Here is an 11,401-nt window from a genome sequence, read left to right on the forward strand (position 1 = left end):
GTTGCGGTTGCCTCAGGAGGGAGAAAGGTGGGAGGTGGCTCCTCGGCCCAGCACCCGCAGGAACACGCCGGAGCGGGGCTTGGGGGAGAAGAAGCTCGACTTGGGGGGCATGAGGCCGCTTTCATCGGCCACCGCCATCAGCTCCCGCACCGTCATGGGGTGCAGCGCGAATCCCACCCGGTTCTCGGTATCGCACCGTCGGGCGAGCTCGTCGAAGCCGAGTGAGGCGGGAAGGTACTCCACTGCGCCGGGCAGGCCGAGCTCGTCGGCACCGAGCACAGGGTTGAGGATGGATCGCCGCAGCCGCTCTACATCCAAGCCGTTCACCGCGCCGTTGCCCGCAGCCGGGGGCAGCTCCACCTGGTGCCACGAACCCCCCAGGTACAGCCCGGCCATTCCTCTTTCCTGGGGACGGGCCTGCATTGAAGAGAAGGCCGGTGTCACCTTCGTCACGTCATCCAGTGCGGCCAGGCAGTCTTCAGGACTGCGGGCGTGCTGGTCGACGGCGAGTCGATGGAAGGCCTGCACATGGAGCTGATCGTCGGGGAACACCACGGCCAATGTTCGAGCCAGAACCGGGTTGTTGGGCTCGGCTGCGCTGGCTCGCACTGCGGCGGCTGAGCGGTGGTGGCCGTCGGTGACGTACAACACCTGGTTGTCGAAGGCCGCGGCCAGCGACTCTGTGTAGTCGTCGGGAACCGTCCACACCTGATGACGAACTGCGGTGGATCCGAACTCCAGGTCAGCGGGCGCGGCGGCGGTGATATCGAACAGCTGGTTGTAGAGCTCCGCGGTCGATCGAACGGCCATGGCCACCGGACTTGAAGTGGCGCCCACGCCTTGAAGATGGGTGGTGAGGAGGTCAGCCCGCTCGTCGTGCACGTTCTCGTGTATGCGAATTCGACCGTCGTCAAAGCCCTGAACCGGCACGGTGCACACCACACCGGTCTGCATGCCCTGCTTGTGGGTCAGGCGGTAGAGATAGAACGCCGGTCGCCCGGTGGGTACGAATGCCTTGGCGTTGAGCAACCGGGTGAGGGCGGCGGCGCCTTGCGTCACCAGCTCTTCATGTGAGAGGTCGGTGTTGTCGAAGAGATCCTCACGGCTTCTGGTGACGTTCATGTAGCTATAGGGATTCGATGCCACCAGGGCTTGGCGCTGTAGCGGTGACAGATTGTCGTAAGCCCGGCTGATTACCCGTTCAGCCCAATCGGGATGCACCACCCAGCCAGAAAAGGGCGCGACCAGCGACTCGCTCACCGCCTGATCGGCACCGGTGGGGCGTGCGCTGGTCACTGGGCCTCTGCCGAGTGAGTGTCGAGCACCGAGGCGCAGATCACATGCTCAATGGATCCGAGGGCGTCAAGCAGCTCGCCGTCAATGGCTCCGGCCACTTCGATGATGGCAACCGCCGCCTCAGAGCCGGAGAAAATCCGGTTCTGCATGTTGGCCACGTTCACGTGGCGACGGCTCAGCTCTTGCAACACGCAGGCCAGCACGCCGACCCGGTCGTGGTGGCGGATGCTCAGCGTGGCGGTGCGCTTGGGCACCCGCTCCAGGTTGACGCAGTCCAGCACCACGCCGCTGCGGTAGGCCTCGATCACTTCGGCGGTGCCCTCGGCCACCGACATCTGGGCCTGTGCGGTGGAGGCTCCGATGTGGTGGGTGGCGGTCACCTTGGGATGGCGGGCCAACTTGGAGCTGAACTGGCCGACTCCCCCCGACGGCTCGTCGGCGAATACGTCGAGGCCGGCCTGTAGATCGGTGGAGTCCAACGCGGCCAGCAGGGCGGCTTCGTCCACCACCTCTCCCCGGCTGGTATTGATGAGCACCGCGTCGGGCTTCATCGCCGCCAAGAAGTCGGCATCCACCATGCCGATGGTGTCTTCGCCGCCCGGCACGTGCAGCGACACGATGTCGCTGGCGGCCAGCAGCGCGGCTCGGTCGGGCACTTCCTCCACTCCGATGTCGGTCAACCGTCGATGCGCGTCACGGGTGCGGTCGTCCCGGTGCTCGGTAATCACCCGCAGGCCGCAAGCGCTGGCCCGCTGGGCAACTTCGAGGCCGATGGCACCCATGCCGATGATGCCCAGGGTGGAGCCGAACAGTCCTCGGGCATTGCTGTACGTCTGCTTGTTCCAGTCCCCGGCCCGGAGATCGGCGGTGGCGGGGGCGATGTGGCGGTCGATGGCGAACATCAGCCCGATGGTCAGCTCAGCCACGGCGATGGCGTTGCGGCCGGGCACGTTGCACACAAAGATGCCCAACTCGGCGGCCCGGTCGGCGTCGATGGTGTTGGTTCCCGCCCCGGCTCGCACGACGAGTCCCAGCTGGTCGGCCGCGTCCAAAGCAGCCGCGGTGACCCTGGTGCTGCGCACCACCAGCACGTCAAACCCGGAAATGTGCCCAGGCAGGCTCTCGGCGTTCAGCGAGGGGTCGACCACGCAATCGTCGCCCCCGGCCCGCAGCCGCTCGATGGCGCTTTCGGCCAAGCTGTCAGCAAAGAGGATTCGCATCACTCGGACTCCGTGATTGCTCTGCAGGCGGTCGGACGCGGCCCAAGCCGGCACCCAACCCTGTACCGCATAGCGGAACTGTTCCGTTCTACGATACACGGGTTCACTGGGCGGTGCCCCGCGAAATTGTGGAAACCACCAGCACATTCCTTCACGTGGCGTTCATTGTCAAAGATGCCAGCAATGGTGGTCGGGCCGGTATTTTCGGCGGCGTGGCAGACGGGCGCAGTCGGGGAGCGGTGCCCCGGCCAGGACGGATTGGACGAACAGCCAAGATGGCCGGGTTGGGCGCCCGTAGCGGCAGCCGGTGGGCGATGGCCAGGGCCCGCCAGGTATTCGCCGACGCACAACGAGCCGAAGCCCTCGACGCCGAGCGGGAGCTGCGAACGGCGGCTGATGTGGTGGAAGTGCTGGGGAATATGAAGGGCGCGCTGATGAAGATCGGCCAAATGGCCAGCTACTTGGATGTGGGCCTGCCCGAGCCCACCCGGGCTTCATTGGCCCAGCTCCAAGCCAACGCGCCGCCCATGAGCCCGGCCCTGGCCGAATCGGTGGTCGCAACCGAACTGGGTGCCCCGCCGAACGAGCTGTTCGAGGAGTGGGATCCGATGCCCATCGCCGCAGCGTCCATCGGCCAGGTTCACCGGGCCATCACCCCCGACGGCCGGGCGTGCGCGGTCAAAGTCCAGTATCCCGGCGTGGCGGAGGCCATCGCGGCTGATCTGGGGTCGGCCCGGACGGTGTTCAGAGCGCTCGCGGTGCTGTTTCCCGGCCTCGATCCCGCCCCCATCGTGGAAGAGCTGCGCCAGCGGCTCACCGAGGAGCTCGATTACGAGCACGAGGCAACCAACCAGCGGCTGTTCTCCGACCACTACCGGGGACATCCCTACATTGCCATTCCCGAGGTGTACGACGACTTGAGCTCCGCCCGGGTGCTCACCACCGGATTGGCCACCGGCGCGACCTTCGAGGAGGCGCTGGGCTGGCCCCAGGAGCAGCGCAACCGGGTGGCCGAGACCATCTACCGCTTCTCGTTCGGGTCGATATACCGCCTGTGGGCGTTCAACGGCGACCCCCACCCCGGCAACTACCTCTTCGGCCCCGACGGCTCGGTCACCTTCTTGGACTTCGGGCTGGTGAAGCGGTTCACCCCCGAAGAGACGGCTCAGTTCGAGCGGATGCTCACCGCCATGGTGATCGACCGCGACATCCCCCGGTTCCGTGCCGAGCAGGTGGCTGCCGGACTCCTACCGGCCGAGGCCCCCTTCAGCGACGACGAGATCGAGGCGTTCTTCACCCACTTCTACGAGTTCGTGCTCACCGACGAGACCCGGACCTTCACCCCGGAGTATGCCGCCGCAGGAGTCAGGGCCATCTTCAATGCCACCGGCGAGCACGCCGAGCTGAAGAAAGTGCTCAACGTGCCGCCCTCGCTGGTGGTGCTCCAGCGCATCAACCTCGGGCTGATCTCGCTGTTCGCCCAACTCGGGGCCACCGCCAACTGGCGGCGCATCGCCGAGGAGCTGTGGCCGTTCACCGACCGGCCCCCGTCTACCCCCATGGGCGAAGATGCCCAGGCTTGGCGTCGGTCGCTTGAGCAGTAGCAGGTAGGTAACCCGGCAGGTCTCTGGCCTACGCTTCCCGCCCATGAGCATTTTGGGCAATGAAGTGAGACGGGTGGAAGACCCCCGGATGCTGACCGACGGGGGCACCTATGTGGCCGACATCCCTCTTGAGGGGGCGGCCCATGTGGTGTTCGTCCGCTCGCCCGTCGCCCACGCCCGTCTGCTTTCGGTGGAAACCGGCGAGGCGCAAACCATGCCCGGTGTAGTCGACGTGGTCACCGGCGACGACCTAGAGTTGGCCGCCCAGCCGCCGATGATGGGCGACGCCGCCATGTCCCGCACCCTGCTGGCCACCGGCAAGGTGCGATTCGTGGGCGAGCCCATCGCCGCGGTGGTGGCCGAGACCGTCGCCCAGGCCACTGATGCGGCCGAGGCGGTGTGGGCCGACTACGACCCGCTGCCCGCGGTGGTCGATGCCGAGAGCGCCGCCGATGCGCCGAAGCTGTTCGATGACGCCGAGTCCAACGTGGCCATCGCCCTGCCCCCCACGGCGGAGTTGGACTTCGGCGAGTGCGAGGTGGTGATCACCCACCGCATCGTCAACTCCAAGATCTACGCCAGCCCCATCGAGGGCCGGGTGGCGGCTGCCGCGTGGGGCGACGACGGGCGCCTCACCTGCTGGTCGAGCACCCAGGGATCCCACACCGCGCAAGGGGGCATTGCCGGCGCGCTGGGCTTGGAACCATCGCAGGTGCGGGTGATCATCCCCGATGTGGGGGGAGGTTTTGGCACCAAGGCCAGCCCCGGTCCCGAGGAATGCCTGCTGGGGTGGCTGGCCCGCCGGGTGGGCCGCCCGGTGCGGTGGTCTGAGACCCGCACCGAGAGCCTCCAGTCGCTGGGCCACAGTCGGGCCCAATTCCAGACCGTCACCCTGGGAGGCACTGCCGACGGCCGCCTCACCCACTATCGGCTGGACATGCTGGCTGACGCCGGGGCGTATCCCGGTGTCGGCGCCCTGCTGCCTACCTTCACCGGACTGATGGCGCCGGGCAACTACGACATCGAGAACGTGGGCTGGTCGGCCACCGCAGTAGTGACCAACACCGCCCCGGTCCAGGCATTCCGTGGAGCCGGCCGACCGGAGGCCACCGCGGCCATCGAACGGGCGGTGGACATCTTCGCCGCCGAGATCGGCATGGATCCGGCAGAAGTGCGGCGCCGGAACTACCTGGCTCCCGACGCCTTCCCGCTTACCACTCCCACCGGAGCGGCCTACGACTCCGGCGACTATCGGGCTTCGCTGGAGGCCGCTCTGGAGGCGGCCGACTATCAAGGGCTGCGGGCTGACCAAGCTGCCCGGCGGGAACAGGGCGACTTACGGCTGCTGGGCATCGGGCTGTCCACCTACGTGGAGGTGACCTCGCCGATGGGTCCCGTCTGCACGGAGACCGGGAGCCTGGAGTTGCGGCCCGACGGCACGGTGCTGGCCCGCACTGGAGCAACACCCTTTGGCCAGGGTCATGTGACCACCCTGGCGATGGTGGTGGCCGACACCCTGGGCATCGACATGGACCGGATCGAGATCATCCACGGCGACACCGACGAGATTCCCTCCAGCGACATCACCGGCGGCTCTCGCACCGCCCAGATCGCTGGCTCGGCCCTGTTCGACGCCTCTGAGAAGCTGATCGAGGTGGCCCGCCCGCTCGCCGCCGAGTTGCTGGAGGCGGCGGCGGCCGACGTGGTGCTGGACTCTGAGACCGGTCAATTCCACGTGATCGGTACTCCGGCCCGGTCGGCGAACTGGGCCGATGTGGCCGCGGCAGCCACCGAGAGGCTGTTCGTGGAGAACGACTTCGAACAGCACGGTCCCACTTTCCCCTTCGGTACCCACGTGGCCGTGGTCGAGGTGGACACCGGCACCGGAGAGGTGAGATTGGAGCGGCTGGTGGCGGTGGACGACGCCGGAAACCTTCTCAATCCGCTGTTGGCCCACGGCCAAATCCACGGCGGGCTGGCCGCCGGCGCGGCCCAAGCTTTGATCGAAGAGGTCCGCTACGACCCCGACGGCAACCTGCTCACCTCCAACTTCGCCGACTACCCGGTGATCACCACCACCGAACTGCCTAGCTTCGAGGTCCACGAGTCGGTCACCCCCACCCCGCTCAATCCGCTGGGGGCCAAAGGAATCGGCGAGTCGGGCACCGTGGGCTCCACCCCCGCGGTGCAGAACGCGGTAGTCGATGCCCTATCCCACCTCGGCATCCGCCACCTCGATATGCCCGCCTCCCCCGAAAAGGTCTGGTCGGCCATAGCTTCTTCACTCAGCTAGCGCTTCACCTACGCTGTCGGGCCATGAAGTTCGGGATCGGTTTCGCCAACATTCTCCACTGGACCACCGCACAGGGAGCGGTGGAGTTCGGCCAGGCGGCCGAGGCCGCCGGGTTCGACTCGGTTTGGACGGTGGAGCATGTGGTGTACCCCGACGAGTACGCCTCGCAATACCCCTACGACCCGTCGGGCAAGATGGCGATGACCCCCGACTCCCCATTGCCCGACCCGCTCATCTGGCTGACGTGGGTGGCTTCAGCCACGACCAATCTGCGTCTGGGCACGGGCATCTTGATCCTGCCCCAGCGCAATCCGGTGGTGCTGGCCAAGTCCCTGGGCACCCTGGACTCCATGTCGGGTGGTCGGGCCATCCTCGGAGTGGGAGTGGGCTGGCTCAAAGAAGAATTCGAAGCGCTGGGCATCCCCTGGGAGCGCCGGGGCCAGCGCACCGACGACTACATCGGGGCTATGCGGGCGCTGTGGGACAGCGACAGCACTTCGTTCGACAGCGATCATGCCTCGTTCTCCGGGGTGAGCGTGAACCCCAAGCCCGCCAACGGCCGGGTGCCCATCGTGATCGGCGGCCACTCGCGGGCCGCGGCCCGCCGAGCGGGGCGGTTGGGCGACGGTTTCTGGCCCGGGCCCCGAGAAGGGGTGTCCATGGCCGAGCTCATCGACGAGATGCGCCAAACCGCGGCCTCGGCCGGCCGAGATCCGGAGAGCATCGAGATCACCGTGGGCTTGCCCAATACGCCAATGGACGACCCTGCCGGGCTCATACAGGAGGTGGCCGATCTGGGAGGCGACCGCCTCATCGTTCCCTCGTTCCTGTTCTTTGCCGACACTGCTGAGACGATGGCCGCTTTCGGCCAGCAACTGAAGGATGCAGACCAATGAGCCAAATCGAGCAATGGCACGGCGCCGCCGTCGAGCGGACCGGGCTGGACGACTTCGGCCGCGACGACTATCTCGAGGGTCTGACCGTGCTGGAGGAGTCGCTGGAGGCCGAGGCGGCCATGACCGACATCGGCCGTTTCGCCATCGGCGAGATCATCACCGGGGCCCTGATGGGACGCCTCAAGGCCGAAGCCGGGCTGAAGGCTCGACCGGAGGCGGCCGACGTCAATGTCGAACGGCCCTTGGTGATCATTGGCTTGCCCCGCACCGGCACTACCGCCTTGCACCAGCTGATGGCGGCCAGCCCCCACTTCCAGGGGTTGGAGCTGTGGCTGGCCGAGATGCCCCAGCCCCGGCCACCCCGCGACCAATGGGAGCAGATCGACGACTACGTCAGCTGCAAGGCCAAGATGGACGCCATGGCCGAGATGAACCCGGACCAGTCCACCATTCACTTCCAATCAGCCGAGCTCGTCGACGAGTGCTGGAACTTGTTCCGCCATTCGTTTGCCAGCGTGACGTTCGAGTGTCTGTTCCGCATCCCCACCTATTCCGCCTGGTGGGCGAACTGCGACATGGGCCCGGCCTACGCTCACCACCGCCGCAGCATCGGGCTGATCGGCGTCGATGAGCCCGAAACCTGCTGGCTGCTGAAGGATCCCAGCCACTTGTTCGCCCCCGAGGCTCTGTTTGCCACCTACCCCGACGCCAACGTTGTGATGACCCACCGCGACCCGTTGAAGGCAGTGGCTTCGGTGTGCAGCCTCACCGCGGTGAGCCGCCAGGGGTTCGAAGAGCATCCCGACAACATCGTTCACGGCGCGGAGCAGACCGAGCTGTGGGCGCGGGGCATAGAGCGGTTGCTGGCCGCCCGAGCCGGGCGAGAGGACCGGTTCTACGACCTGCACTTCGCCGATTTCCAGACCGACCCGCTGGGCAGCGTGGCCACCATCTGCGATCGGTTCGGCTACCAGTTCGACGCTGCCGCCGAGCAGGCCGTGGCCCAGTGGGCCGCCGACCACCCGAAGGGCGAGCACGGTGTCCACGACTACAGCCCCGAGCAGTACGGGCTGCGGGCCGAGGTCGTCCACGAGCGCTACGCCGACTACATCGAGGCTTGCGGAGTGACAGTGGAATGAGCGAAATCGATCTGGCCAAGACGTGGGACGAGTTCTGCGACATGCTGCGCGATGCCGGGCACCAGGCGCTGGCCGCCGCTCCCGACGACGATTTCGACCGGGCCGAGGGGTTGCGCTACGTCACTCGGCTGGCCACCAATTTTCTGAAGGCCAACCTGGAGGAGGCCGATCCCGCCCGGGCCATCCTCAACCAGTCGGGGGTCAAGATCGGCTTGGACAACCCCGACTACGCCTACGGGGGTGCTCGCTTGTCGCCCCGCTACGACTACCGGCTGCGAGGCCGCCTCAACGACGCCCACTCCATTCGCATGGGGGCATTCAGCGGCGGCCTTGGCACCCCCGAGGGACTCATCCGCGACAGCTATTTGACCACTGAAGACCTTTCCCTGGATGCCGACGGCTGCTTCGAGGTGGCCATCAGCGCCGAGCCCCAGCCCGGGCCGTGGCTGGCCATGAAGGAAGGCACCAACTCTTTGACCATCCGCCAGACCCTGTTGGACCGGCCCAACCAGATGCCAGCGGAGCTGACCTTGGAGCGGACCGACGCCGGTGGCCCTCCCCAGCCGGTGGACCCCGAGCGGTTGGCCGGGGCGCTGGGCCGGGCCGGTTTCACCGTGCTCGCCGTGGTGGACCAATTCCTGAAGTGGACAGCCAGCTTCGCCGCCCACCCTCACGAGGTCCGCCCCATTGACCCCGAGCTGCTGGCGATGGCCCAGGGCGACCCCGACACGTCGTACAACTACGGCTACTTCGACTTGGGCCCCGACGTGGCTTGGATTATCGAGTTCGAGCCTCCCGAATGCGAGTACTGGAACATCCAGATCGGCAACCACTGGCTGGAATCACTGGACTTCGAGTACTACCCGACCAGCTTGAACCACCACACCGCCGCGGTCGAAGACGACGGCACGGTGCGAGTGGTGGTTGCCCGGCGCGATCCCGGCCACCCCAACTGGCTGGACACCGCGGGCCACGCCCGGGGTGGACTGGCCCTGCGCTGGGTAGGCGCCGACGTCGAGCCTGAGGTCCGCTGCCGAGTCGAAGAAATCTAGATCTCGTGGCTGGGTCGCCCGGGGCCTTCGACGGGGTTGCCGCTCATGTCGGCGTTCAACTCAGCCTTGGCCATCAGGTCGGCCACCACCGGGTGCAAGGTGGTGGGGTCTTGGGACTCGAGGGGCACGTTGGGACCTAATGCCCAGCCTTCGGCAATCCCCAGCCGACCATTGCCGACCACCCAAACCCGGCCGGTCACGTTGTCGGCCTCAGGGCTGCACAGCCAGGTGACGATGGGGGCGATCCATGTGGGCGACATGGTCTCTTGGACCTCTTCTGAAATGTCGGCGCCGCCCATCAACGGGGCGGTCAGCCTGGTCAGGGCGCTTGGGGCGATGCAGTTCACGGTGATGCCGTAGCGAACCAGCTCCATCGCCGAGATCACCGTGAAGGCGGCGATGCCCGCTTTGGCCGCGCCGTAGTTGGTCTGGCCCACATTGCCGAAGATGCCCGACGGAGATGCCGTGTTGATGATCCGGGCTTGGAAGCTTTGCCCGGCTTTGGTCTGCTCCCGCCACCAGGCGGCGGCGTGGTGGACCGGGGCGAAGGTGCCCTTGAGGTGTACTTGCACCACTGCGTCCCAGTCGGACTCGCTCATGGAGAACACCATGCGATCGCGCAGGATGCCGGCGTTGTTGATGAGTATGTCCAGCGTGCCGAAGGTGTCGATGGCCTGGTGGATCATGTCCCGGGCGGCGTCGAAGTCGCTCACATCGGCGCCGTTGACCACTGCCTCGCCGCCCATGGCCCGGATCTCCTCGACCACCTCGCCCGCGGGCCCGGCGTCACCGCCGCGGCCATCGGGGTCGGCGCCCAAGTCGTTGACCACCACCTTGGCGCCGTGGTTGGCCAGCATTAGGGCATATTCCCGCCCGATGCCCCGTCCTGCGCCGGTGATGACCGCAACCCGTCCTTCGCAAAGCCTGCTCATGATGTCGAACCCCTCGTGCTGTCGAGCCCTCCGTCCGTTCGAAAGAGCTTCGCTGACGAACTATAGAAGGGCATCAGCCAGGGTTCGCCATTGGGCCAAGGGCAGTTCGCCGCGGGGGGTGAGCACCTGCACGGCGACGTGATCGGCACCGGCGTCGTGGTGGGCCTGAATACGGGCTTGGATGGTGTCCAAGTCGCCCCAGGCCACGATGGCGTCCACCAGCCGGTCGGACTGCTCGGCCACGTCCTCCTCGGTGAATCCCAGCCGGTAGAGGTTGTTCACGTAGTTGGGAAGCCCCAGGTACAGGCCCATGTTCTCCCTGGCCAGCGCCCGAGCCGCATCGGCATCGGTCTCCAGGCACACCTTCTGCTCAGGGGCCAGCAGGGCGTCGGGACCCATGATCTCTCGGGCTAGGGCGGTGTGCTCGGGGGGCACGAAGTAGGGGTGGGCGCCGGCGGTGCGCTCGGCGGCCAGGGCCAGCATCTTGGGCCCGAGCGCGGCCAGCACGGTGGGGGGAGTCTCTTCGGGACCAGCCGCCATGTACATGGCGGCTTCCATTTCATCGAGGTACTCCACCATGAAGGAGTAAGGCTTGGAGTAGTCCAGCTTGCGAATGCCCTCGATGAACGGGCCGTGGCTCACGCCAATGCCCAGGAGGAACCGGTTGTCGAACGCCTCGGCCACCGTCTTTTGGGCGGCTGCGGTGGTCATGGGGTGGCGGGCATGGATCTGCACGATGCCGGTGGCGATCTTCAGTGTGCTGGTGGCCCCCAGCATCACCGATGCCGACACGAAGGGATCGCGGCCCACGGCCTCGGGGATCCACACCGTGGGCCAGCCCATCTCCTCGAGTTCGGCGACGACCTCTCGTACCCGGCTCGAGGGCTGCTGGTCCAAAACGCCTTGCCACAAACCGATTCTTCCGATGTCCATTTTGAACTCCGCCTCCCTGAGCGTCACACAAGTGTC

Annotated in this window: 9 protein-coding genes; 5 read left to right on the forward strand and 4 right to left on the reverse strand. The window is 66.8% G+C overall.

Features of this window, described 5'->3' with window-relative positions; genetic code table 11:
• Positions 1 to 12: 12 nt before the first annotated feature.
• Positions 13 to 1,296, reverse strand: coding sequence for a DUF1015 family protein (locus ACOGI7_RS01365; RefSeq protein WP_419850140.1), 1,284 nt, complete (start codon positions 1,294 to 1,296; stop codon positions 13 to 15).
• A complete protein-coding gene (locus ACOGI7_RS01370; RefSeq protein ID WP_419850141.1) occupies positions 1,293 to 2,516 on the reverse strand; it encodes an NAD(P)-dependent oxidoreductase in 1,224 nt (407 codons plus the stop codon). Before ACOGI7_RS01370 ends, ACOGI7_RS01365 begins: the two co-directional genes overlap by 4 nt.
• 212 nt (positions 2,517 to 2,728) lie before the next feature.
• Between ACOGI7_RS01370 and ACOGI7_RS01375 the strand changes: the two genes are divergently transcribed.
• From ACOGI7_RS01375 to ACOGI7_RS01395, 5 genes are read left to right on the forward strand one after another with little or no spacing between them, the layout of a single operon-like run.
• On the forward strand, positions 2,729 to 4,120 hold the full coding sequence (locus ACOGI7_RS01375; RefSeq protein WP_419850142.1) for an ABC1 kinase family protein: 1,392 nt from the start codon (positions 2,729 to 2,731) through the stop codon (positions 4,118 to 4,120).
• 43 nt (positions 4,121 to 4,163) lie between these two features.
• The gene (locus ACOGI7_RS01380) at positions 4,164 to 6,413 is read left to right on the forward strand and encodes a xanthine dehydrogenase family protein molybdopterin-binding subunit (RefSeq protein ID WP_419850143.1); all 2,250 of its coding nucleotides are present in this window, start codon (positions 4,164 to 4,166) and stop codon (positions 6,411 to 6,413) included.
• Positions 6,414 to 6,436: 23 nt separating this feature from the next.
• Positions 6,437 to 7,309: an LLM class F420-dependent oxidoreductase gene (locus ACOGI7_RS01385; RefSeq protein ID WP_419850144.1), complete on the forward strand. Its 873-nt coding sequence runs from the start codon at positions 6,437 to 6,439 to the stop codon at positions 7,307 to 7,309.
• Positions 7,306 to 8,448 (forward strand): sulfotransferase family protein, encoded by a 1,143-nt coding sequence (locus ACOGI7_RS01390; protein WP_419850145.1) that lies wholly within the window; start codon positions 7,306 to 7,308, stop codon positions 8,446 to 8,448. Before ACOGI7_RS01385 ends, ACOGI7_RS01390 begins: the two co-directional genes overlap by 4 nt.
• Complete coding sequence (locus ACOGI7_RS01395; protein ID WP_419850146.1) at positions 8,445 to 9,500, forward strand: DUF1214 domain-containing protein; 1,056 nt, start codon at positions 8,445 to 8,447, stop codon at positions 9,498 to 9,500. Before ACOGI7_RS01390 ends, ACOGI7_RS01395 begins: the two co-directional genes overlap by 4 nt.
• On the opposite strand, the gene ACOGI7_RS01400 is transcribed toward ACOGI7_RS01395, so the two are convergent.
• On the reverse strand, positions 9,497 to 10,432 hold the full coding sequence (locus tag ACOGI7_RS01400; protein WP_419850147.1) for an SDR family oxidoreductase: 936 nt from the start codon (positions 10,430 to 10,432) through the stop codon (positions 9,497 to 9,499). The genes ACOGI7_RS01395 and ACOGI7_RS01400 overlap by 4 nt on opposite strands.
• A gap of 60 nt (positions 10,433 to 10,492) precedes the next feature.
• Positions 10,493 to 11,365 carry an LLM class F420-dependent oxidoreductase gene (locus tag ACOGI7_RS01405; RefSeq protein ID WP_419850148.1) on the reverse strand — a complete coding sequence of 291 codons (873 nt, stop codon included), beginning with the start codon at positions 11,363 to 11,365 and terminating at the stop codon, positions 10,493 to 10,495.
• Positions 11,366 to 11,401: the final 36 nt, after the last annotated feature.

Source organism: Candidatus Poriferisocius sp., assembly GCF_965204145.1.
Lineage (GTDB): Bacteria > Actinomycetota > Acidimicrobiia > Acidimicrobiales > Bin134 > Poriferisocius.

Bases quoted from the DNA above. Each gene is read 5' to 3' on its own strand.
- ACOGI7_RS01370 (WP_419850141.1), bottom strand. From the start codon at position 2,516: ATGCGAATCCTCTTTGCTGACAGCTTGGCCGAAAGCGCCATCGAGCGG.
- ACOGI7_RS01380 (WP_419850143.1), top strand. From the start codon at position 4,164: ATGAGCATTTTGGGCAATGAAGTGAGACGGGTGGAAGACCCCCGGATG.
- ACOGI7_RS01385 (WP_419850144.1), top strand. From the start codon at position 6,437: ATGAAGTTCGGGATCGGTTTCGCCAACATTCTCCACTGGACCACCGCA.
- ACOGI7_RS01390 (WP_419850145.1), top strand. From the start codon at position 7,306: ATGAGCCAAATCGAGCAATGGCACGGCGCCGCCGTCGAGCGGACCGGG.
- ACOGI7_RS01395 (WP_419850146.1), top strand. From the start codon at position 8,445: ATGAGCGAAATCGATCTGGCCAAGACGTGGGACGAGTTCTGCGACATG.
- ACOGI7_RS01400 (WP_419850147.1), bottom strand. From the start codon at position 10,432: ATGAGCAGGCTTTGCGAAGGACGGGTTGCGGTCATCACCGGCGCAGGA.
- ACOGI7_RS01405 (WP_419850148.1), bottom strand. From the start codon at position 11,365: ATGGACATCGGAAGAATCGGTTTGTGGCAAGGCGTTTTGGACCAGCAG.